We start from the raw sequence: 21400 nt of genomic DNA, 5'->3' as shown, positions 1-21400 counted from the left end.
TACCCGCCGGGACCGGTGCCCGACGGAGGTACGGGAACTCCGGCGCAGCTTGCCGGTTCTCCACCGCCTCCCCGGGCGACGGGACGTTCCTCGCCTACGGCCCCGCGGTCCCGAGCCGTTCCGCCATGGCGTAGGCGGCACGCTCGCGGGCGGTCGGGGACAGCGCCACGAAGGCAGAGGTGAGGAAGAGATACGACCCGAGGCCCACGGCGAGGGGGAAGACGAACTGCATCGCCGTGGCCCCGGGAAGCACGTCCCGCGACGGGACCACCTGCACGCTCACCGCGATCATGCCGGTGTAGTGCATGCTGCTGACCGCCGCTCCCATGACGAGGGACGCGGCGGCTACGGACACCGGTGACGTGATGTTGAGGGCGGCCCACAGGGCTGCCGTGGCGGCGACGACGGCGACCACCACGGAGACCGCGACGAGTACGGGGTCGTAGTGCACCGCGCCGTGGAGCCGCAGCGCCGCCATGCCGAGGTAGTGCATGCTCGCCACGCCCAGTCCGGTGGTGAGTCCGCCGACCAGCAGGGCTGCGACGCGGTTGCGTCCGTAGCCGACGGCGAAGAGCCCGCCTCCGACGACGACCATCGCGACGACGAGGCTGAGGACCGTGAGCGGGACGTCGTAGCGGATGCCGGTCCCGGTGACGCGGAACCCGAGCATGGCGACGAAGTGCATGGTCCAGATGCCGGTGCCGATCGCGGACGCGGCGGTGATCAGCCAGTTGCGCCGGGAGGATCCCCCGGCCTCGAGGGCCCGTACGGTGCAGCGGAGCCCGAGTGCGGCGCCGATGCAGGCCATCGCGTACGACAGCGCAGGGGTAAGCCAGCCGAAAGCGGCGTGGTCCAGGTGTCCCATGGCCAGGGGACGCTAGTCCCGCCGGGAGCGCCTGGCGGGGGCGCATTGCGAAAGCTGCCCGAATATGACACAGAGATGTTCCCGAACGACCGCCCGCGCTCGAACCTGTGCGCCGGACGCCCTCGCCGAGCATGAGGGATCATGGCCCCATGGCCGAGGACCGTAAACACGTGGACGACCGCGCGTACGTGGACGACCGCGCGCATGGAGACGACCGCTCACACGTACAGGAGTTCTTCACAGCCCGCGCGGCGGACTGGGACAGCCGCTTCCCCGACGACGGTCCCGCGTACGCGGCGGCCGTCGCGGCACTCGGGCTGCGGCCCGGCGACGTGGTCCTCGACGCGGGCTGCGGGACCGGGCGGGCGCTGCCTCCGCTGCGCGCAGCCGTCGGCCCGGCCGGCACGGTCCTGGGGCTGGACCTCACGGCGGCGATGCTCGCCGCGGCCGGGCGTGCCGGGCGTGACCGCGACGGGCACCTGCTGCTCGCCGACGTCGCCCGGCTCCCGCTGCGCACCGGGGTCCTGGACGCGGTCTTCGCCGCGGGACTGATCGCCCATCTGCCCGAACCGACGGCGAATCTACGGGAGTTGGCCCGTGTGGTGCGCCCCGGCGGTCTGCTGGCCCTCTTCCACCCCATCGGACGGGCCGCCCTGGCCGCACGGCACGGTCGCCCGGTCACCGCCGAGGACCTGCGCGCCGAGGCCAACCTCCGCCCGCTGCTGGCCGGTTCGGGCTGGCGGATGACCTCGTACACCGACGAGGACGCGCGCTTCCTGGTGCTGGCCGTGCGCGCGGAGGGAACGGCTGCGGACGGATCATTCGGCGGGTGAGGCCTGGCGTCGCTCGTGGGGTACGGGGCAGCCGCGCGCTCCCGGCACCGGGAAGGTGCCGAGCCCGGCCACCTCGTAGCCGTCCGGGTATCCCTTGATCTCGGGGTTCTGCCGTGCGTAGTGGGGCGCCCTGCGCGGCGGCAGCAGGCGCACCGCCCGGGCCCGCAGCCGGAGCGCGCCCCCGACCAGCGCCCGCACCGCGCCGGAGGGCCGTTCGTACCGGAAGGCACGCAGCAGGGAGTCGTCGAGCAGGGCCAGGCTCGCGGAGCGCACCAGGGGTGCGAGCGCGCGCGGATACCAGGACGCCATGAGGTCCAGCGTGGCGTCGGAGACGGAGCGTGCCGCCTCGTCCCATCCGAAGTGCTCGGCCTCGTAGGAGTCGAGGCAGCGCTCGAACTCCTCGTAGGACTGCGGGACGTCCTGGATGCCCAGGTGGTGGCCGAGCGTGCGGTAGTACGCGGCGCAGGCACGCTGCTCGTGCGAGGACAGCCGGCGCCAGCCGTAGCTGTCGAGCCAGCGCTTGGGCATGACGACGAAGGTGCACAGGACGTAGCGCATGTCGTCGTTGCTGATGTCGTAGCTGCGGTGCATCCGGTTGATCCGGCGGATCGCGGTGCGCCCCGTGTCGCTGTCGAAGCCGTGCTCGACCACCGCGTCGAGGAGGAGCGCCGTGTCGTCGTACCGCTTCTGGGAACGCTCCGTCAGCTCCGCGGTCTGCGCGAGCAGGCGGCCGATGCTCGGAACGGCGTAGGTCCGGTAGAGGGCGAGCTCCAGTGCGCGGGTGAAGTCCCAGGGGAACTCGTACGTCGCCGTCAGGCGGTAGATCCGCAGGAAGTCCCTCTCGGGATCGAGCTGCTGGATCTCCTTGAGCCGGTCGTAGCGCTTCACCGGACCACATCCCCTTCGGTAGATCGGGATCCAACTCTATTGCCACGGGGAAGACTTCGAATGTCGCACCCCTGCTCGACCGATAACGAAAGCGAAGGTGGTCGCGTGCTCGCCGCACTCCGCAGGATCATCACCGTCGGCCGCCGCCGCGCCGTCGCTCGTCCGGCACCGCCGCCCCGGCCCCGGCCGCACAACATATTCGAGGCCGCTGCGGCCTACGTCGCGGCCTCTGCCGAGGACGACGAGCGGGGAATCGACGAGGCGGCCGGCTGGGTCTCGCCGGAGGCCCTGTCGTTCGGGGTGAGCGAACTGGCGCGCCGCGCCGTGCTGGCCCTTGCACGGGAGCGCGGGGAGTCGCCCCGGGTGGTCGCGCACGCACTGCTCGGGCTGCCCGTCACCGCACCGGACCGCCGCGCATGATCATCGGGCGGCTGCGGGGCCTTTCCGGCCGTTACCCCTCGACGTGCCCGATACCCACTGGTTAGGGTGCGCCGACGACGAAGCAAAAGGGAGGATTCCGTGGCCGCCACCGACGACGCCGCAGCCGTCCCGCAGGGCGCCGCCACGGCCGGTGCGGACGACTATGACGACGCGCTGCTCGTACTGACCGCGACCCTGCTCACGCCCGCGAAGTTCCCGGGCGTGCTCGGCGACGACTTCCCCGAGGCCTGCGCCACGCTGGGTGTCCCGCCACACGCCGAGGGCTACGGAGTGGTGCTCGGGCAGGACGGCAGCGGTGCGCGCTGGACCGTCGTCGTCGACGACGTCTCCCTCGTCGCGGTGGCCATCGCCTCCTGGGACTGCGGCATGGAGTACGACCTGTCGCCCGACGAGCGGACGGTCGTCGCGGCGCTGCCCGGCTGGCCGCTGGCGCTCGCCGTGGCGGCCCCGAACGTCCCCGCGCCGCACGATCCGGAGCCGGAGGAAGGCCCGGACGGCAGCCCGGTCGTGCCGCTCAGCCCGCCCGACGGCTCCCGGTGGGGTCCCGCGCAGCGGAGGCTGGGGGCGGACGCGATCGCGGGGCAGTGGGAAGCCTGGCGAGCACAGATCGACGAGTCGGAGTTCGTCACCCCCGAGGGCGGCCGGGACGCGGCCGGGACCGGCGCCGGCGATGACGCCACGCCGGCGTCCGCGGACGGCACGGGGACGCCTCCTGACGCGGCGGACGCGTCGGCCGACGCCGAGGAGCAGCCGTCCGGCGGCACGGGCGTGGCCGGGGACGACGAGGGGCCGCGGGCGGGTGTCCGCCGGGCGCTCGCCGAGGCGCGCCGCTACCTCGACGAGCCGCCTCCGATCGGGCGGATCCGCTCGTCGTTCGCCACCGGCGAGGCCCGTACGATCCGCGCGGACGGGCCGGGCTGGTCGCTGGTCGCCCGTACGGACGACATCGCGTTCGTCCTGCTGGACGACGCGCCGGGCGAGGTCCTGCCGGTCGGCCGGGGGCCGGAACTCCCGGGCCTCCTGGAAGCGCTCGACAAACTCGCGGCCCGGCCGGACTGACCGTCCGAAGCACGTCCGGCACAGCGGGACGGACCCTCGCGGCGCCGGGCATTCCCTAGCGCCCCAGCTCCTTGCGGGTGATCCGGCGGACCCGGCGGCGCTGGGCAGGGTCCAGGGCGAGGTAGGCCACGGCCGGGACGCCGAGGATGACCAGGAGCGCGTACCAGAAGCCGATCAGCGGGATCAGGACGAGTCCGGCCACCACGCCCACGATGGCGATCTTCGCTCGGTTCGACATGTCGGTCGCCTCCTCAACACGGCCCGAAGGCCTGCCTGCATCCTCTCAACGTGCCGGGGCCCTGCCGGGTTCCGCGCAAGGTCGCGTCCGACCGCGGCGAGAACCGCTCGCCGAACCCAATATGACCCAGATCACCATTCCGCCCCATCCGGCCGACGGATTCCGGGTGTACCCTCAGCGGCTCCGGCTTCACTAGTCAAATTTGAGGAATACGCCATCCCCGTGCACAGGCCGCCCACCCGAACCCCCTCCGAGATCGCCGAACTAGCCCGCTGCTCCGTCGTCTTCCTGCCCGCCGCCCCCGCACGCGCCGGATGGTTCGCCTTCTGGCACCCCGACGGCACCGAGCCGCCTTCCGGAGAGGGTTCCCTGGGGGAAGTGCCCCTCGTCGGCGACGACGCCCTTGTCCATGACGTCCGGGCGCGCCTGCTTCCGGTCGGCGACGCGCTTCCCGTGCTCACCCGGGCCCGGGTGAGCCCCGGCGCGAGCCCGTCCGCCGCGTTCTGGGGAGCCGCCGCCGTCCTCGCCCTGCAGCTCACCGCACGAGGACGACTGCTGCCGGGCCTGACCGGGGAGGACCACGACGTGTGGCGGGTCGGCCCGCTCACCGCGGAGGACCTCGAACGGGTCCGTACGCTCGCCGCGTCGATGCCGCCCCGCGCACACGCCGTGCCGCTCGACCGGCACGAGCCGGTGCGCCTGCCGGAACCGGAACGGCTGCTGAGGGCGTTCCTGGACGCCGTCGCGGACGTCATGCCGCGCACGCCCGCCGCGGCACGCGCAGCAGGGGGCCCGGCGTTCGCGGCAGCGGAGCCCCAGCGGCTGCCCGAGCACCGGGCCTGGGCCGCGGAGGTCGCGGCGGGGCACGACGCGGGCGTGCGGATCTCGCTGCGGATCGAGCTTCCCGGACTCGCGGTGTCCGGAGCCGGCGGTATGGACCCCGACGGCGACCAGGGCCCCGCCTTCCGGGCCGTGCTCCAGATCCACAGCGTCGGCGACCCGCTGCTGGTCGCGGACGCCGCCGAGGTGTGGGCCGGAACAGGTCCGGCCGGCGCTGCCTTCGGGCCGCGCGCCCGGATGGACGCACTGGTCGCGCTGCGGCGCGCCGCACGGGTCTGGGCGCCGCTCGCCCCACTGCTCTCCGAGGCCGTGCCCGACGCGATCGAACTCGCCGACGAAGAGGTCACCGGCCTGCTGGGGGAAGCGTCCGGGGCACTGGCCGCCGCCGGTGTCCAGGTGCACTGGCCCAGAGAACTGGCCAGGGGGCTCACGGCACGGGCCGTGGTGGGCGGACGGGACGACGGCCCGCGCGACGGCCCCGCGTTCCTCCCGGGAGGCGCCCTGCTCGCCTTCGAGTGGTGGTTCACACTGCACGGCTCGCGGCTGACGCGCGAGGAACTGGACCGGCTCGCCGAGGCGAGCAGGCCGGTGGTCCGGCTGCGCGACCAGTGGGTGCTGGTCGATCCGCTGGACGCCCGGCGCGCCCGGGAGCGCGGGGACCGCAAGCTCGGCCCGGCCGATGCCCTGGGCGCCGTACTGACCGGGGAGCTGGAGGTCGACGGGCACCGTGTCGCCGTCGACGCTGCCGGTCCGCTGGCCGCGCTCCGCGAGCGCATCGCCGACCCCGAGGGCGGGCCTGCGGAGATCGCCCAGCCCGCCGCTCTGCGGGCACAGCTGCGCGACTACCAGGTGCGCGGGCTGAACTGGCTGGCGCGGATGACCTCGCTCGGGCTCGGCGGCTGCCTCGCCGACGACATGGGCCTCGGCAAGACGATCACGCTGATCGCCCTTCATCTGCACCGGCAGTCCGAGCCGGGAACGGCCGGTCCGACCCTGGTGGTCTGTCCCACGTCGCTCATGGGCAACTGGCAGCGCGAGATCGGCAGGTTCGCGCCGGGCACACCGGTGCGCCGCTTCCACGGAGCGTCACGGAACCTGGAGGGGCTGGCCGACGGCGAGGTCGTCCTGACCACGTACGGCACGATGCGGCTGGACGCCGGGAGCCTGTCCGGCGTCGTGTGGGGCCTGGTCGTCGCCGACGAGGCGCAGCACGTCAAGAACCCGTTCTCCGCGACCGCGAAACAGCTGCGGACGATCGGAGCCGGGGCGCGGGTCGCCCTGACCGGAACGCCCGTGGAGAACAACCTCACCGAACTGTGGGCAATCCTCGACTGGACGACCCCCGGTCTGCTCGGCCGGCTCGGCACGTTCCGCGCCCGCTACGCGCGTCCCGTGGAGGGCGGCGATCCGGCGGCGGCCGAGCACCTTGCGCGGCTGGTCCGCCCGTTCCTGCTGCGCCGCCGCAAGTCCGACCCGGGCATCGCGCCGGAGCTGCCGCCCAAGACGGAGACCGACCGCGTCGTGGCCCTCACCGCCGAACAGGCCGGTCTGTACGAGGCGGTGGTGCGCGAGACGCTCGCGGAGATCTCGGGCTCCGACGGCTTCGCCCGGCGCGGCCTGGTGATGAAACTGCTCACGTCCCTCAAGCAGATCTGCAACCACCCGGCGCAGTACCTGAAGGAGGAGAGTCCCCGGATCGAGGGCCGCTCGGGCAAACTGGAACTGCTCGGCGAACTGACCGACGCGATCGTCGCCGAGGGCGCGGGCCTGCTCGTCTTCACCCAGTACGTGCAGATGGCCCGGCTGATCGAACGCCATCTGGCCGAGCGGGGCGTGCCGGCGCAGCTGCTGCACGGCGGCACTCCGGTGGCCGGGCGCGAGGAGCTGGTGCGGCGCTTCCAGGACGGTGAAGTGCCGGTGTTCCTGTTGTCGTTGAAGGCGGCCGGCACCGGTCTGAACCTCACCCGGGCGGGCCATGTCGTGCACTACGACCGCTGGTGGAACCCGGCCGTGGAGGCCCAGGCCACCGACCGCGCGTACCGCATCGGGCAGACCCGGCCCGTCCAGGTGCACCGCCTGATCGCGGAGGGCACGATCGAGGACCGGATCGCGGGGATGCTGGAACGCAAACGGGAACTGGCCGACGCCGTGCTCGGCGGTACGGGCGAGGCGGCGCTGACGGAGCTCTCGGACGCCGAGCTGACGGACCTGGTGGAACTGCGAGGGGGAGCACGATGACACAGGGCCATGACGAGGAGCGGACGTTGACCGTGCCGCCGCCGGCAGGGGGACGCGGCTTCGCGGCCACATGGTGGGGGCAGGCCTGGCTCAGGGTACTGGAGGACTCCGCACTGGACGGCAAGCAGCTGAAGCAGGGCCGCCGGTACGCCAGACAGGGCGCGGTCGGAGCGGTGATGGTGCGTCCGGGACGGATCACGGCCATGGTGCAGGGTCACCGCAGTGACGTACTGCTGCGGCAGCTCGACGACGGGGAGTGGGACCGGTTCCTCGGCACGGCCGCCGGCCGGGCAGGCCATGTCGCGGCGCTCCTCGACCGGGAGATGCCGCCGCACCTGGTGGAGGACGCCGAGGCGGCGGGTGTGGAACTGCTGCCCGGGATCGGCGATCTGGAGCCCGCGTGCGACTGCGAGGGCTGGGACCACTGCCGGCACACCGCGGCGCTCTGCTACCAGGTCGCCCGGCTGCTCGACATGGACCCGTTCGTCCTGCTGCTGGTGCGTGGCCGGGGCGAGCGGCGGCTCCTGGACGAGCTCCAGGTCCGCAGCGCCACTCCGGCCGGTGCCGGAGAGGCCATGGATCCCGCTGCGGCAGCGGGGCCGGAGGGCGTCGCGGCCGAAGAGGCCTTCGCCGCGAGGGACATCGTGCCTCCGCTCCCCGCTCCCCCGCCGCTCCCGGACGGGCCGGGCCGTCCGGCGTCGCTCGTCACGGGCCGGCAGCCGGGCCGCGGTGTCGACGTCGAGGCCCTGGAGTTCCTGGCGGCAGACGCGGTGGCCCGGGCCCACCGGACGCTGGCCGAGGCGCTGGCCCCGGGTCATGGGGACCGGTGGCCCGAACCGCCGTTGACGGTGGACCAGGACTCGGTTCGGCTGGCGGCGTCGGGCCCCTGCCCGAGGATCGCGGGCCGACTGGCCGAGGGGACGGGACGCAGCCGCGGGGAGCTGGAGCTCGCCGCTCTGGCCTGGCGCTTCGGCGGGGCGGCCGGGCTCCGGGTGCTGGAGGAGGAGTGGACGCCCGACGCGGAGGAGTCGGCCCGGGCCCGGGCGTGTCTGGACCGGGTGTGGGAGGCCACCCGGGGCGGGGACGCAGGCGGTTCCCCGGCGGACGGTGGACTTCCCGTGCTGCGCGGGCACCGGAACCACTGGACGGCGGCCGCCGCCGGCGTCCAGCTGCGGTACGGGCGGGACGGCCTGTGGTGGCCGTTCCACCGCTCCCGGGACCGGTGGACCCCGTCGGGCCCCGCCTGCCAGGATCCGGCGACGGCACTGGCGACCGCCATATCGTCACACCATTCCCCGATCTGCTGACACACCGCCGTCGGTCCTCCCGGAGCTCCCGGGAGGACCGTACGGTGGGGCCGCCCGGGGCTCTCGAAGCCTTCCTCCCTGATCTGCCTCCAGGGGTGGCCATGGAACCCGTACCGCCGAGCCGTCGGCGTCTGCTGTGGGGCTCGGCCGCCGCGGCGACCGGTGCGCTGCTGTCGGCCGCCGCCCCGGCCGCGGCCGGGGAGCCGGCCCTCACGGACTACCCGTCCGCGCGCTGGACTCCCGCCTCGACCGCCAACTACACGGCGTCGAGCCGCCCTTCGTCGTACCGGGTCCGGTACGTCGTCATCCATGTGGCGCAGGAGACCTTCGACGGCACTCTCGGCACCTTCCGGAGCCCGGCCGCCAAGGTGTCGTCGCACTATGTGGTGCGGTCCTCGGACGGCTGCATCGCGCAGTGCGTCCGGGAGAAGGACGTCCCCTGGCACACCGGCCACTGGGACTACAACACCCGCAGCATCGGCATCGAGCACGAGGGGTGGGCGGACAGCCCAGGGTACTTCACCCATGCGATGTACGAGCGGTCGGCCGAGCTCACCGCCGCGGTCTGCACGGCCTACGGAATCCCCAGGGACCGGGCCCACATCCTGGGCCACGACGAAGTCCCCGGTTCCACGCACACCGGACCCGGGCCGCACTGGGACTGGGTCCGGTACATGAGGCTGGTCAACTTCGCGTGACGGCGGTCCGGCCGGCCGGACCGCCGTGCGGTTGACCACGACGGCGGCGTCCGACCGGACGGCTACATATTGATCATGTGACCGGCCAGGCCGTGCACGGCCTCCTTGACCGCCTCTCCGAGGGTCGGGTGGGCGTGCACATTGCGTGCCACCTCATGGACCGTCAGGTCCCACTGCTGTGCGAGCGTCAGCTCGGGGAGCAGTTCGGTCACCTCCGGGCCGACGAGGTGCGCGCCGAGCAGCTCTCCGTACTTCCCGTCGCTGATGACCTTGACGAATCCCACGGGGTGCCCGAGTCCGTGCGCCTTGCCGTTGGCGGTGAAGGGGAACTTGGCGACCCGGACGTCGAAGCCCTGCTCGCGTGCCTGGGCCTCGGTCCAGCCGAAGCTGGCGATCTGCGGCTGGCAGTAGGTGGCGCGCGGGATCATGGTGTAGTCCAGCTCCATGGTCTCCGCGTCCGCGATGGTCTCGGCGGCCACGATGCCCATGGACTCGGCGGCGTGGGCCAGCATCAGTTTGGCCGTGACGTCGCCGATCGCGAAGATGTGCGGCACATTGGTGCGGCAGCGCCCGTCGACGTCGATCGCACCGCGCGGGGTCAGCCGCACACCGGTGTTCTCCAGTCCGTAGCCCTCGACGTTCGGTGCGAACCCGATGGCCTGGAGGACCTTGTCGGTTTCCAGGACCCTGCGCTCGCCGCCACGGTTCACGGTGACCCGCACCCGCTCGCCCGACTCGTCGATCGCCTCGACCGCGGTGCCGGTGAGCACCTCCACGCCGAGCCTGCGGTAGTGCTTGGCGAGCTCCTTGGAGACCTCCTCGTCCTCCAGGGGCACCATACGGTCGAGGAACTCGACGACGGTCACCTCGACGCCGTAGCTGCGCAGCACATAGGCGAACTCGACCCCGATGGCCCCCGCGCCGGCGATCACGATGCTGCCGGGCAGTTCCTCGCTGAGGATCTGGCTCTCGTAGGTGACCACGCGCTCGGACAGCGCGGTGCCGGGCAGCAGCCGGGGCGAGGCGCCCGCCGCGATGATGCAGTGCCCGAAGGTCACCGTCTCCGTGCCGCCGTCGGTCAGTGCCACCTGCAGGGTGTGGTCGTCGGTGAAGGTGCCCCGCCCGTCGAACTGGGTGACGGCGTTCTTCTTCATCAGGTAGTGGACGCCCTTGACGCGGCCGTCGGCGACCGTGCGGCTGCGCCGGAAGGCCGCCCCGTAGTCCACCGAGACCCCACCGGTGACGGTGATGCCGTAGGAAGCGGCTTCGTTCGTGACGAACTGGGCCATCTCCGCGTTGCGCAGCAGCGCCTTGGAGGGGATGCACCCGACGTTGAGGCAGACCCCGCCCCAGTAGCGCTCCTCCACCACCGCGACCGTCAGGCCGAGTTGTGCGCTGCGTACCGCCGCCGTGTACCCGCCGGGCCCGGCTCCCAGGACAAGAACATCGAAGTGTCGACTCACAAGGGGAACCCTTCTATCGCGCGCGCAGGTGTGCAACCCGATCCGCCGCGAGGCCGTGTGATCTTCGACTCGACGGGGTCCGCCGTCACCCGAAGGGGTGTGTTTTCCGGCGTGTTCCCGGCCGATCGGCGAGCCTTCATTCCCGTCTGGTGAACTCCCTGCTGTCCTGGGTCAGTTGGGGCTACGCGCGGGGGGTTTCCATGGGACTGGGACGACGGTTCGCCGGCCGGGTCGGTGCGACGGCGACGGTGCTGGCCTTCTGCGGTGCCCTGACCGGTGCGGGGATCGCGGGCGCCGTACCCGCCTCGGCGGCGGGCCCGGCGGGCGGAACCCGCCGGGCCACGGCGGCCCCCGGACTGTTCGGGGAGCCGGTGGCCGTGGCGCCGGGCGTCGTGTACCGCGAGTTCGACATCCCGGCGTGGAAGGGCACCGCGCACGGCCATCTGCTCACGGTCGACCTGGACGAGCCGAAGGTGTCCGTCGACCTGCTGTACCCGGGGGCCGTCGCGGCCCGGGAGCCCCTGTCGTCGCTGGCCAGGGCACGGGGTGCGGTGGGCGGCGTCAACGGCGACTTCTTCAATCTCTCGGAGGCCCAGCATCCCGGGGTCACGGCCACCGGCGCCCCGGTGGGACCCGCGGTCGCGTCGGGCCGGGCGCTGAAGGCCGCGGTGCCGACCGGGCAGCGGTTCGGGCCCGCACTGCCGCCCGGCACCACGACGCGGGACGTCCTCGGGGTGGGCGTCGACCACAGGGCGAGGATCGGACGGTTGACGCTGGACGGGGAGGTGCGCATGCCCCACGGCACCGTGCCGTTGCGCGGCCTGAACCAGTACGCGGTGGCCGTGGACGGCGTGGGCGCCTTCACCGCCGACTGGGGCTCGGTGTCCCGGATGCGGGCGGTGTGCGGCACGGACACCGACCGCGCGGCCCCGTGCACGACCGACACCCATGAGGTGACCGTGCGCCACGGCCGGGTGGTGGCGGTGTCGGGGACGCCGGGCAGCGGCCCCGTCGGGCCCGGCACGACCGTGCTGGTCGGCCGGGAGGCGGGTGCCGCGGCACTGCGCGGACTGCACGAGGGCGACAGGGTGGAGGTACGGCACCGGCTGGTGCCGGTGGCGGCACGGAAGGTGCCCTGTCTGTTCGCCGTCGGCGGCTACCCCGTGCTGGCCGATGGTGAGCCCCTGGCCGGGCTGGACCGGACCGCCACCGCCGTGCGCACCGCTCTCGGCGTCGCCGACGAGGGCCGGACCCTGCTGCTGCTCGCTCTGGACGGCGGTGTGCTGTACCGGACGGGCTTGACCGTCGAGGAGGTGGCCCGGCTGATGGCGCGGCTCGGGGCGGACGAGGCGCTCAATGTGGACGGCGGCGGCTCGTCCACCCTGGTCCTGGGCGCGCCCGGCACCCCGGCGACGGTACGCAACCACCCCAGCGGGGGCGCCGAGCGCGCCGTGCCGAACGGCATCGGGGTGTTCTCGAACAGGTGAACGTCGCGGCGTCGCCGCGCGCATGTGCCCCGTACTGGCTAGCGTGACAGACCGGACCAGAAGTCGACAGGAAGAGGTCTGGGTCATGGCCGTACAACCAGAGGGCACGCCATGCTGGGCCGACGCCATGTTCTCCGATCTGGAGGGCGCGAAGCGGTTCTACGCCGAGGTGCTGGGCTGGACCTTCGGTGAGTCGTCGTCGGAGTACGGCAACTACACACAGGCGTATTCGGAGGGCAAGGCCGTGGCCGCCGTCGTCCCGCCCATGCCGGGCGCGGAGGGGCAGTCGGCCTGGTGTCTGTACCTTTCGTCGCCGGACGCGGCCGGGACCGCCCGGAAGATCAAGGACAACGGCGGCGAGGTGCTGATGGAGCCGATGCAGGTCGGCGAGTTCGGCACCATGTGCCTCGCCAGGGACCCCGGCGGCGCCGTCTTCGGCGTCTGGCAGGCCGGGACGCACGAAGGGTTCGAGAAGCAGGGCGAGCCGGGGGCGTTCGCCTGGGCGGAGGTGTTCACCCGGGACCCGGGCAAGGTCGATGCGTTCTATCCGAAGGTCTTCCCCTTCGGGACGAAGAAGATGATGGACGAGAACGTCGACTACAAGCTGTTCACCGTCACCGACCAGCCCGTCCTCGGCCGGATGAAAATGGGCGACGACTTCCCGGCCGAGGTCCCGTCGTTCATCCAGGTCTTCTTCACCGTCCGCGACTGCGACGCGGCGGTGGCGGCGGCCCAAAAGCTCGGCGGTCAGCTGCACTTCGGGCCGATGGACAGCCCCTTCGGCCGGTTCGCGGCCCTGACCGACCAGCAGGGCGCGGCGTTCGCCGTGATCGACGTCGCCACCACCCAGGGCGAGGTGCCCGAGATGGTCTGACCGGCGCGTCCGGCCCCGGATGCGGACCGGTGCCCGGGGCCTCACGGACCCGGGCACCGGCGCTGTGTCATCCCCGCCCCGGACCGGGGCGATGCCGGCCAGGCCCCCGCCGCACGCCGTACCGTCGGGGCCGAAGGTGACCGGTATCCGGCAGTTGTTGTCGTGCGGCCCCCGATACCGGTGAGGTGCCCGCCATCAGACCTTGCCGGTAAGGAAGTCGGCCGCGGTGAGGTACCGGCCGTCGATGCCACAGGCGTCGGTGGGCTCCTTGCCGGAGCGGACGGCAATCTCCCCGACCGTGTCGCAGCTTCGGTCCCCGCCGTCCGCACGGGCGTCCGCACGGAACTCGGCGTCGGCGTCCGTTGTCACGACCGTACGCCCGAGGCGTCACGACCGGGGTACGCCCGAGGGTCGGCCGAAGGTACCGAGTCCGTTTTCGTCGAGGTACTCGATCCGGAGGGCTCCGGCGAGCCCGCCGCGTTCCGTTGTCGTCCGGAGCCGTCGGATCGCGGGGCGGGCCCGCCGGGTCCGGAGCAGTGAGGTACGGGCATGTCGCCCGCGGCCCGCACCACCGGATGCCCTAATCTCCGCATACCCGACGAGGGAGGACATATGACCTCAACGAGCCTGGGTGACGCTCCCCTGGTCACCCGCCCCCGGAGAGGACGCCGGGAGCGGTTCGGCTCGTGGTGTGCCCGCCACTTCGTCGTCGTCCTCATCGGCTGGGCCGCGGCTCTCGGCGCACTCCACGTCCTCGACGGCGCGATGGGGGGCCCGTACCCCGACGGCCTGCGGCTCCCGGGCACGCCGTCCGCCGAGGGGCGGAAGGCGCTCGACGCGCACGGGGCCGGGTCGGGCGGGGCGGGCGCCCGGATCGTGCTGCACGACGCGGGCGGACCGCTCGTCGCGGCGCGGAGCCGGATCGACCAGGCCGTGGCGTCGTTGAAGGAACTCCCGCACATCACCTCCGCGCAGGGACCGCTGCGTCCCACGACGGCCGCGGCGACCGGTCCGCTCTCCGCCGACGGACGGACCGGCTACATCGCCGTCCGGTTCGACACCAGTCCCGCCGCGCTGGACCGCGACTACCTCGACGGGGTCGACGCCGCCGTCGCGCCGCTGCGGGCGGCGGGGACGGAGGTCGCCTACAGCGGACCGCTCGCCGAACTCGCACGGCACGGGACACGGGACTTCACCGGTGAGGCCATCGGCTCCGCCGTTGCCGTCGCCGTGCTCCTGATCGGCTTCGGCGGCGCGATCGGGGCAGGACTGCCCCTGGCGCGTGCCCTGATCGGTGTGGCCGCCGGGCTGGGCTGCTTCGGGCTGCTCGCCGCCGTGTTCACCTTCGCCGGCGTGTCACCGAGCGTGGGTCTCGTGATCGGCCTGGGCGTCGGTGTCGACTACGCACTCCTGGTGATCACCCGTCATCGCCGGCTGCTCATGGCCGGAGCCGACCCGGTCGCCACGGCGGGCCGGGCCGTGGCCGCCGAGGCCCGGACGGTGCTGGTGTCGGGCTCCGTCGTCACCGTCGCCCTGGCCGGCCTCCATGTGTCGAGGGTGTCCTTCGTCGGCATGCTCGGGGCCGCCGCCCAGGCCGGAGTCCTCGCGGCGGTACTGGCGGCCTTCACCCTCGTCCCCGCCCTCCTCGGACTGGCCGGGCGAATGCCGGGCCTCCTCGCCGTACGGCGCCCGGCCCCGGATCGTCCCGCGGCGGGCCCCCGAGCGGGCGTCCGGGCGGTGCCGTCGCAGCGCCCGGGCCTGCTGAGCCGCCACGCCCGCAGCGTCACCCGCCGTCCCGGGAGGTACCTGGCGGGCGGACTGCTGGTGATCGCGGTGCTCTCCGTCCCCGCCTTCGCGCTGCGGGCAGGGCACATCGACCACGGATCGGATCCCGCGGACTTCACCGGCCGCAGGGCCCACGACCTGATCGCGCGGGCCTTCGGTCCGGGGGCCAACGGGCCGCTGACGGTGGTCGTCGACCAGAGCGAGGTGCAGGAGGCGGACCGGCCGGCCCTGGCGTCGAGCGTGCGGAAGGCGCTCACCGGCGTGCCCGGGGCGGCCGGTTCCGGTCGGCTGCGGCCCGCGGGCGACGGCGACGTCCTCGTCACCACCGTCGTACCGCGGGGACGGCCGCAGGACGCCTCCACCGCCGCGCTGGTCCGCCACCTGCAGGACGCTGCGCTTCCCGAGGCGGTTTCCGGTACCTCGGGCAGGGCCCACCTGACCGGCACGACGGCCGCGCAGGCCGACTTCCGGCAGGTCATGGAGGCGCGTCTGCCGTTCATCGTCGCTGCGGCCGCGTTCCTCTCCTTCCTGGGCCTGCTGGTGGTGTTCCGCGGTGTGCCGGCGGCGGCGCAGTCCGCGGCGCTCGGCCTGCTCTCCGCCACGGCGGCGTACGGGGTGGTGGTCGCCGTGTTCCAGTGGGGGTGGGGCGGCCCCGCGCTCGGCGTTCCAGCGGGCGTGCCCGTCGAGACCTGTGTGCCCGTGATCGTGTTCGCCGTGGTCCTCGGCCTGGGCACGGACCACGGGGCGCTGCTGCTCACCCGCGTCCGGGAGGGGTGGGAACGGACCGCGGCCGCCCCGGAGAGCGTCGCCCACGGTCTGCTCACCACCGGGCGGGTGATCACCTCCGCCGCGCTGGTCATGGTCGGGCTGTTCGCCCTGTTCCTGCTCGGGGATTCCGTAGTGGTCAGGATGCTCGGCGTGGGTCTGGCGGCCGGCGTGCTGGTCGACGCGCTGGTCGCGCGGCTCGTGCTCGCACCGGCGGTCCTGGTGCTGCTCGGCGGGCACGCCTGGTGGACGCCCCCGGCTCTGGACCGGAGGCTCCCCCGCTTCGGCCGGAGGAGCGCGCCGGGGGCGGCCGGGGAGCGTCAGCCCAGTTCGAGGGTGGTGATGCCGTAGACGCGGTCGTGGGCGAACGGGCGGACCGGACCGGTGTACATACGCGCGGTCTCGAACGTCGGCACCAGGCCGCGTTCCTCCGCGATCCGCACGGCCGCGGCGTTGGAGGCCGGGACGTCCACGGCGACCGGAAGCGGACCCGCGTCGGCGCCGAGTGCGTCGAGGAGGGCCGCCGCGTCGTCGGGGGTGTCGGCGAACAGCGGGCCGATCCGGGCCAGTTCCCCGGCCGGGCGGATCACGCCGTAGCCGGTGAGGCGCCCGTCGGCGATCCGGGCGACGGCGCGGTGCCCGGGTGCCGTCAGCCACCGTTCCACGAACCGGCCGCGGTCGGCGGGGTGGCAGGCGCTGTCGTACGCGACGATGTCGGACAGCGCGACCTCCTGCGCGGGGACGACGCCCTTCGCGGCGGGACGGCCGGGCAGGTGCCCGACATGGCGTGCACTGCGGTGTTCGAGCGCGAAGCCGGAGCGGCGGTAGTTGTCCTGCTGGGCGGGGACGCCGTCGAGGCCGACCGTGCGGTCGCCTGCGTGGGCGAGTCCGGCCCGCCAGGTGGCGATGCCGTGGCCACGGCCGCGGAGGTCCGGGCGGACGAGATAGAAGCCGAGGAAGGCGAACCGTTCGTCGTAGTTGACGACCGAGACAGCGGAGACCGGTTCGCCGTCGATTCTGCCGAGGAAGAAGCCGTGCGGGTCTTGGGCGAAGAAGCACGTGGCGTCGGCGGTGCCCGGGTTCCAGCCCTCCTGCGCGGCCCAGCCGCGGACGAGTGACCAGTCGTCCAGGGTGGCGGGCGCGACCTCCAGCGGTCCCGGGACTCCCGGGTGCGTCGTGGGACTCATCCGGTCAGGCTGCCGTGACGGGTGGGCGCGCGCAAGCAACGCGGGCACCCGGGCCGGTGTGTCGGCGTGCCGGGTGCCCGCGGCTGCACGGTTCAGTCGTCGATGCGGTCCATGACCTCGCCGAGGTCCACGAACTTGAAGCCGGTGGCCTCCCGTTCGCCGTCACCGGGGGTGGCGTGGCCGTCCTGGACGACGAGCAGGCCGCGCGGGTACTTCCGGCCGAGTGGCGCGTTGAGCACGGCCGCGCCGTCGCACTCCTCGGAGCCGTCGAGCGTCTGCGAGCGGGCGGCGACGCGGAACCCGCCCTCGTACTCGTTGTCGTCCCCGACCTCGCGGTCGTAGAGGGCGAAGGTGTTGTCGCCCTGGCTGGAGACCAGTACATAACCGTCGCCGTCGTGCTCGGTGAGCAGCGTCAGGCCCTCCACATCGGCCGAGACACGGGTGCCGCCGTAGCCGGGGTCGGCGCCCGGGGTGCACTCCTCGGTCTCCTCGTCGTAGACGCCCGGGACGCCGAACTCCCTGACCTTGTCGACCAGTACGGGCGCGGCGGTGAGGTCGGCGCGCATCCGCCAGATGCCCACGTCCTCCTGGCCCGCGTAGAGCATGCCGTTGGCCGGGTCGACGACCATGCCCTCCACCTGCGGGAGTTCGCCCGGTTCGGCGCAGGGCGTCCAGGACTTGCCGTCCGGCAGCCGGAACGAGGACGGGAGGTCGAGGGTGCGCACCTCGCGGTAGCCGACCCGGCCGCCGGTGGTGGCGGTCAGCTCGACGAGAGCGACGCGCGTCCGGTTGCGCCGGCTCACCAGCGCGTACGAGCGGCCGGTGGACCTGTCGGTCCAGGTGGCGAGGCCGTAGGCGGTGCGCTGGTCGTTGATCTCGTCCTGGCCGGCCGAGAACACGGGCGGTGCGGCGGGGTCGGTCACATCGGTGAGCGGGCCGCCGGGCCGGTCGCGGTCGATGCGGTACACGCGCAGCCGGTCGTTGCCGCGGTCGCTGACCACCGCCACGTCGGCGCGGCCGGTCGTGAGACGCAGGCCGTGGACGAGGTCGACGTTGTTGAAGCGTCCGGGAGCGTCCTCGGGTCCGGGCGGGGCGGGGGCGGCGACGGACTGCACCTGGGCGGCGTCGAGGTCGTAGACACGGAGTCCGCCCTCCTTGGCCGTGGCGATGACCAGGCTGCGACCCGGGTCGGCGGTGTTGCGCCAGATCGCCGGGTCGTCGGCGTTGGCGTTGCCGCCTGCCTCGTCGTCGTACAGCGTGGACGTCTCGGCTCGGGGGGTGACGGCGGGCAGCGGATCGCCCGCGCGGGTGTGCGCCTGGGCGGGTATGTCCGCGCCGAGCGTCGCCGCGAGGGCGGCACTCATCACGAGGGCTGCCGACCGGACGGGACGGTGCAGGGCCACGAGCACGCTCCTTGATGTCGGGGACATGACGATCATCCGCGCCAGAGGGTGCTTCTCCAGGATGACGCCGCGGCGTCCCGGACACGAGCCCGAAGTGTCCGCGCTGTGAAATCGACGTCCCCTGCGCGGCCCGACGACGCTCAGGGACGCAGCCTGCCGACCACGTCGGCGGTCGCCGTGACCGCTTCCTGAATGGTCGGCGCCATGCTCGTACCCGCCAGGAAGAAGCCGAGCAGGGCACACACCAGGGCGTGGGAGAGCTTCAGGCCGCCGTTGCGCACGAAGATCACCACGAGGATGAGAAACAGCAGCACCACTGAGATGGAAATGGCCATGACCGAGCCTCCTCCGCCACGACGCGCCCGGGCCGCGGCTTTCCGGCGCCAGTGTGTCGGAGGTCGGGCACCGGACGGGCGCATGTCGTGTCCGCCGTACGGGTGTTGTGTGCCCGGGAGCGACATGCGGGACGGAGCCGACCGGCCGGGGGCGCGGTACGCCCGGTTCTCGCACCGTGGGGCACGGGCCTGTTGGGGCCCGTCGGCGGGTCCTCGTGGTCCCGTCAGGCCTTGTTGGGGGGTGCGATCCGTCGGGCACTGTTGCGGGGCGTCGTTTCCGTGGGGCCCTTGCCGGGGACGTCGCTCCCCGAGACCGGCGTCGAACCGGGCCCTGAGGAACTCGGCGCGTCCGGTGCGGGCCGGCGGATCGGCGGCGAGCAACTCCTGTGCGAGGCCGCGCAGTTAGGTGGCCGCCGTCATGCCGTGCCCCCTGCTGCGACGACGACGAGGCGTCCGGTGGTGGTGCCGTCGGCGACGCGCTGGACGGCCGACGCGGCCTCCTCCAACGGGACGCGCTCGCTGACGTAGGGCTTGACGGCCCCACGGGCGGTCAGGGCGGTGAGTTCCTCGTGGCAGGCGCGGACCGCGGCGGGGTCATGGGTGTTGTAGAGGCCCCAGTGCAGTCCGACGATCGAGTAGTTCTTCACGAGGACGTGGTTGAGGGCGGGGGCGGGTACGGTTCCGCCGGCGAATCCGACGACCAGGATCCGGCCCTCGAAGGCGATGCACTTGGTGGACTTCGCGTAGGCGTCGCCGCCGACCGGGTCGTAGACCACGTCCGCGCCGCGTCCACGGGTGGCGTCCTTGACCGCGGTCACCAGGTCATCCGTACGGCGGTCGATCACCAGGTCGCAGCCGAGCTCGCGGGCGACACGTACCTTGTCGGCGCCGCCGACGACTCCGATGACGGTGGCGCCCGCGGCCTTGCCGAGCTGTACGGCGGCGCTGCCGACGCCGCCGGCCGCCGCGTGGACCAGGAGCGTCTCGCCGGGCTGGAGGCGGGCGCGCCGGTGCAGTCCGAACCAGCCGGTCTGGTAGCCGATGTGCAGTGCGGCCGCTTCGGCGTCGTCCAGGGCCTCCGGGGCGGGCAGGACGGCACGGGCGTCCACCGTGACGTACTCGGCGAAGCCACCGTGCGGAAGGGCGGGGTTGGCGATGATCCGGCGACCGTCCTCGGTCTCGCCGCAGATCTCCACGCCGGGAGTGAACGGCAGCGGCGGCCGGATCTGGTACTGGCCGCGGCAGAGCAGGGCGTCGGGGAAGTTGACGTTGGCGGCGCGCACCCTGACCAGGAGCTCACCCTCGCCGGGAACGGGCGTAGCGGTCTCCTCAAGACGCATCACCTCCTTCGGCTCGCCGTTCTCGTGCACTCGCCATGCCTGCATCAGGGGCCTCCACATACGTCGGCGTACGTCGGCGTCCTCGGCGGGAACCGATGGGCGCATACTAAGCGGTCGCTTTGGCCAGCGGAACACCTCCGGCCGACCGATCCCGTTCCGGGCCCGCACGGAGGGTCGCCCAGGCGGGCGGACTCGGCCGGCGGACAGAACGTGCCGGGCGGCGGGCAGGACGGGCGGGCAGGACGGGCCCGGGCGGGATCTGCCTCGCGGGATGCTGCCTGCGGTACGTTCCGGGCGGGACGATCGGTGCGGCGATCGGGCGGGGCGATCAGACGGGAGGATCGGACGGGACGTGACGACCGGATCGCCGGACGAGTCGCCCCGAGGTGGCGGGATGAGACGCCCCGGTGGGGCAGGATGAGACGTATGGCGCTTCATCCGCTGCTGGACCTGAACGAAGTGCCCGCCACCGGGATGGCCCCCTGCCTGGCCCGGATGGGCCATATCTTCACGGCCTTCCGCCACCAGGACTCGGGGTCGGTGTCCTACGGGGTCCGTCTGCCGGACGGCGAGCGCTGGTTCGTGAAGGAGGCGCTCACCCCGGCCGCCCGCGAGTCCCTGGAACGCGGATGGGCTTTCCACCGGGCCGTGAAGCATCCGGCGATCGTGCCGCAGGTCCACCGGATCGAGGCGAGCGGGGCCGGGCCGGCCGTGGTCATGCCATGGTGCGAGGGCGAGGTGCTCTACCACCCGACGGCCTCCACTCCCGGCGACCGGACCAGCCCCGGCAGCCCCATGGCCCGGTTCCGCGCCCTGCCCGTGCACGAGGTGCTCCATGCGCTCGACAGGGTGCTGGACGCGCACATCGCCGTGGAGGCCGCCGGACACGTGGCGGTGGACTTCTACGACGGCGCGCTGCTGTACGACTTCGGGCACCGGGTCATGCGGCTCGTCGACATGGACGAGTACCGTCCCGGCCCCTTCGTCCTGGAAGCGGACCGGCTGCCGGGATCCCGCCGTTTCATGGCGCCCGAGGAATGGGTGCGCGGCTCGCTGATCGACACCCGTACGACCGTCTTCACCCTCGCCCGGGCGCTGCGCCTCCTGCTGGACGCCGGGGACGAGGAGCACGCCTGGCGCGGCTCGGCGGCCCAGCTCGAGGTCCTCGAGAGGGCCACCCATCCGGACCCGGCCCGCCGTCCGCCCACGGTCCGCGGCTTCACGCTCGCCTGGCGCGCCGCCTGCCGCATCGAGCCCGACGTCGGCTGGCCGCACGACTGACCGGGCCGGCGCCTGGTCCTGGGCCACTTCCGGTACCGGCGCGTGGCGTCACCTTCCCCGCCGGTGCGGGGCA

Annotated in this window: 19 protein-coding genes; 10 read left to right on the top strand and 9 right to left on the bottom strand. The window is 73.3% G+C overall.

Features of this window, described 5'->3' with window-relative positions:
• Window positions 1–94 precede the first annotated feature (94 nt).
• Entirely contained in the window at window positions 95–865 is a 771-nt protein-coding gene (locus ACZ4Z5_RS18690) for an MHYT domain-containing protein (RefSeq protein WP_468263922.1), read from the bottom strand.
• A 149-nt stretch (window positions 866–1014) separates the two neighbouring features.
• On the opposite strand from ACZ4Z5_RS18690, the gene ACZ4Z5_RS18685 reads away from it, so the two are divergent.
• The gene (locus tag ACZ4Z5_RS18685; RefSeq protein WP_468263919.1) at window positions 1015–1698 is read left to right on the top strand and encodes a class I SAM-dependent methyltransferase; all 684 of its coding nucleotides are present in this window, start codon (window positions 1015–1017) and stop codon (window positions 1696–1698) included.
• Here ACZ4Z5_RS18685 and ACZ4Z5_RS18680 read toward each other — a convergent pair.
• Complete coding sequence (locus tag ACZ4Z5_RS18680; protein ID WP_468263916.1) at window positions 1684–2586, bottom strand: oxygenase MpaB family protein; 903 nt, start codon at window positions 2584–2586, stop codon at window positions 1684–1686. The genes ACZ4Z5_RS18685 and ACZ4Z5_RS18680 overlap by 15 nt on opposite strands.
• 60 nt (window positions 2587–2646) lie before the next feature.
• On the opposite strand from ACZ4Z5_RS18680, the gene ACZ4Z5_RS18675 reads away from it, so the two are divergent.
• Window positions 2647–3006 (top strand): hypothetical protein, encoded by a 360-nt coding sequence (locus tag ACZ4Z5_RS18675; RefSeq protein ID WP_468263914.1) that lies wholly within the window; start codon window positions 2647–2649, stop codon window positions 3004–3006.
• Between the two features lie 99 nt (window positions 3007–3105).
• Window positions 3106–4086 carry a hypothetical protein gene (locus tag ACZ4Z5_RS18670; protein ID WP_468263911.1) on the top strand — a complete coding sequence of 327 codons (981 nt, stop codon included), beginning with the start codon at window positions 3106–3108 and terminating at the stop codon, window positions 4084–4086.
• A 55-nt stretch (window positions 4087–4141) separates the two neighbouring features.
• On the opposite strand, the gene ACZ4Z5_RS18665 is transcribed toward ACZ4Z5_RS18670, so the two are convergent.
• Complete coding sequence (locus ACZ4Z5_RS18665) at window positions 4142–4324, bottom strand: hypothetical protein (protein ID WP_468263908.1); 183 nt, start codon at window positions 4322–4324, stop codon at window positions 4142–4144.
• Between the two features lie 222 nt (window positions 4325–4546).
• On the opposite strand from ACZ4Z5_RS18665, the gene ACZ4Z5_RS18660 reads away from it, so the two are divergent.
• The 3 genes from ACZ4Z5_RS18660 to ACZ4Z5_RS18650 all read left to right on the top strand — a co-directional run bounded on the left by ACZ4Z5_RS18660 (window position 4547) and on the right by ACZ4Z5_RS18650 (window position 9407).
• Entirely contained in the window at window positions 4547–7402 is a 2856-nt protein-coding gene (locus tag ACZ4Z5_RS18660; protein WP_468263905.1) for a DEAD/DEAH box helicase, read from the top strand.
• Window positions 7399–8709, top strand: coding sequence for an SWIM zinc finger family protein (locus ACZ4Z5_RS18655; RefSeq protein ID WP_468263903.1), 1311 nt, complete (start codon window positions 7399–7401; stop codon window positions 8707–8709). Before ACZ4Z5_RS18660 ends, ACZ4Z5_RS18655 begins: the two co-directional genes overlap by 4 nt.
• A 101-nt stretch (window positions 8710–8810) precedes the next feature.
• Entirely contained in the window at window positions 8811–9407 is a 597-nt protein-coding gene (locus ACZ4Z5_RS18650) for an N-acetylmuramoyl-L-alanine amidase (RefSeq protein WP_468263900.1), read from the top strand.
• Window positions 9408–9469: 62 nt separating this feature from the next.
• Here ACZ4Z5_RS18650 and lpdA read toward each other — a convergent pair whose 3' ends face one another.
• Entirely contained in the window at window positions 9470–10870 is a 1401-nt protein-coding gene (gene lpdA / locus ACZ4Z5_RS18645) for a dihydrolipoyl dehydrogenase (RefSeq protein ID WP_468263897.1), read from the bottom strand.
• Window positions 10871–11070: 200 nt separating this feature from the next.
• Here lpdA and ACZ4Z5_RS18640 point away from each other — a divergent pair, with 200 nt between their 5' ends.
• Together ACZ4Z5_RS18640 and ACZ4Z5_RS18635 are read left to right on the top strand one after the other, a co-directional pair.
• The gene (locus ACZ4Z5_RS18640; protein ID WP_468263894.1) at window positions 11071–12357 is read left to right on the top strand and encodes a phosphodiester glycosidase family protein; all 1287 of its coding nucleotides are present in this window, start codon (window positions 11071–11073) and stop codon (window positions 12355–12357) included.
• Window positions 12358–12442: 85 nt separating this feature from the next.
• Complete coding sequence (locus tag ACZ4Z5_RS18635) at window positions 12443–13231, top strand: VOC family protein (protein WP_468263892.1); 789 nt, start codon at window positions 12443–12445, stop codon at window positions 13229–13231.
• A 195-nt stretch (window positions 13232–13426) separates the two neighbouring features.
• Here ACZ4Z5_RS18635 and ACZ4Z5_RS18630 read toward each other — a convergent pair whose 3' ends face one another.
• Complete coding sequence (locus ACZ4Z5_RS18630) at window positions 13427–13600, bottom strand: hypothetical protein (RefSeq protein WP_468263889.1); 174 nt, start codon at window positions 13598–13600, stop codon at window positions 13427–13429.
• Between the two features lie 243 nt (window positions 13601–13843).
• Here ACZ4Z5_RS18630 and ACZ4Z5_RS18625 point away from each other — a divergent pair, with 243 nt between their 5' ends.
• On the top strand, window positions 13844–16132 hold the full coding sequence (locus tag ACZ4Z5_RS18625) for an MMPL family transporter (protein WP_468263886.1): 2289 nt from the start codon (window positions 13844–13846) through the stop codon (window positions 16130–16132).
• On the opposite strand, the gene ACZ4Z5_RS18620 is transcribed toward ACZ4Z5_RS18625, so the two are convergent.
• From ACZ4Z5_RS18620 to ACZ4Z5_RS18605, 4 genes are all read right to left on the bottom strand, one after another.
• Complete coding sequence (locus tag ACZ4Z5_RS18620) at window positions 16102–16968, bottom strand: GNAT family N-acetyltransferase (RefSeq protein WP_468263883.1); 867 nt, start codon at window positions 16966–16968, stop codon at window positions 16102–16104. The two genes, ACZ4Z5_RS18625 and ACZ4Z5_RS18620, sit on opposite strands and share 31 nt — an antisense overlap.
• A 92-nt stretch (window positions 16969–17060) precedes the next feature.
• On the bottom strand, window positions 17061–18332 hold the full coding sequence (locus ACZ4Z5_RS18615; RefSeq protein ID WP_468264341.1) for a phytase: 1272 nt from the start codon (window positions 18330–18332) through the stop codon (window positions 17061–17063).
• 179 nt (window positions 18333–18511) lie between these two features.
• On the bottom strand, window positions 18512–18706 hold the full coding sequence (locus tag ACZ4Z5_RS18610; RefSeq protein WP_468263881.1) for a hypothetical protein: 195 nt from the start codon (window positions 18704–18706) through the stop codon (window positions 18512–18514).
• Between the two features lie 416 nt (window positions 18707–19122).
• Window positions 19123–20091, bottom strand: coding sequence for an NADPH:quinone oxidoreductase family protein (locus tag ACZ4Z5_RS18605; protein WP_468263878.1), 969 nt, complete (start codon window positions 20089–20091; stop codon window positions 19123–19125).
• A gap of 381 nt (window positions 20092–20472) precedes the next feature.
• Here ACZ4Z5_RS18605 and ACZ4Z5_RS18600 point away from each other — a divergent pair, with 381 nt between their 5' ends.
• Entirely contained in the window at window positions 20473–21327 is an 855-nt protein-coding gene (locus ACZ4Z5_RS18600; protein ID WP_468263875.1) for a protein kinase family protein, read from the top strand.
• Window positions 21328–21400: the final 73 nt, after the last annotated feature.

Source organism: Streptomyces sp. NPDC030222, assembly GCF_055573115.1.
This window is presented reverse-complemented; position numbering and strand designations above follow the sequence as displayed.

Coding starts and splice junctions, on each gene's coding strand:
- ACZ4Z5_RS18690 (WP_468263922.1), bottom strand. CDS start 865: ATGGGACACCTGGACCACGCCGCTTTCGGCTGGCTTACCCCTGCGCTG.
- ACZ4Z5_RS18685 (WP_468263919.1), top strand. CDS start 1,015: ATGGCCGAGGACCGTAAACACGTGGACGACCGCGCGTACGTGGACGAC.
- ACZ4Z5_RS18675 (WP_468263914.1), top strand. CDS start 2,647: ATGTCGCACCCCTGCTCGACCGATAACGAAAGCGAAGGTGGTCGCGTG.
- ACZ4Z5_RS18665 (WP_468263908.1), bottom strand. CDS start 4,324: ATGTCGAACCGAGCGAAGATCGCCATCGTGGGCGTGGTGGCCGGACTC.
- ACZ4Z5_RS18655 (WP_468263903.1), top strand. CDS start 7,399: ATGACACAGGGCCATGACGAGGAGCGGACGTTGACCGTGCCGCCGCCG.
- ACZ4Z5_RS18650 (WP_468263900.1), top strand. CDS start 8,811: ATGGAACCCGTACCGCCGAGCCGTCGGCGTCTGCTGTGGGGCTCGGCC.
- ACZ4Z5_RS18640 (WP_468263894.1), top strand. CDS start 11,071: ATGGGACTGGGACGACGGTTCGCCGGCCGGGTCGGTGCGACGGCGACG.
- ACZ4Z5_RS18635 (WP_468263892.1), top strand. CDS start 12,443: ATGGCCGTACAACCAGAGGGCACGCCATGCTGGGCCGACGCCATGTTC.
- ACZ4Z5_RS18625 (WP_468263886.1), top strand. CDS start 13,844: ATGACCTCAACGAGCCTGGGTGACGCTCCCCTGGTCACCCGCCCCCGG.
- ACZ4Z5_RS18620 (WP_468263883.1), bottom strand. CDS start 16,968: ATGAGTCCCACGACGCACCCGGGAGTCCCGGGACCGCTGGAGGTCGCG.
- ACZ4Z5_RS18615 (WP_468264341.1), bottom strand. CDS start 18,332: ATGAGTGCCGCCCTCGCGGCGACGCTCGGCGCGGACATACCCGCCCAG.
- ACZ4Z5_RS18610 (WP_468263881.1), bottom strand. CDS start 18,706: ATGGCCATTTCCATCTCAGTGGTGCTGCTGTTTCTCATCCTCGTGGTG.
- ACZ4Z5_RS18605 (WP_468263878.1), bottom strand. CDS start 20,091: ATGCAGGCATGGCGAGTGCACGAGAACGGCGAGCCGAAGGAGGTGATG.
- ACZ4Z5_RS18600 (WP_468263875.1), top strand. CDS start 20,473: ATGGCGCTTCATCCGCTGCTGGACCTGAACGAAGTGCCCGCCACCGGG.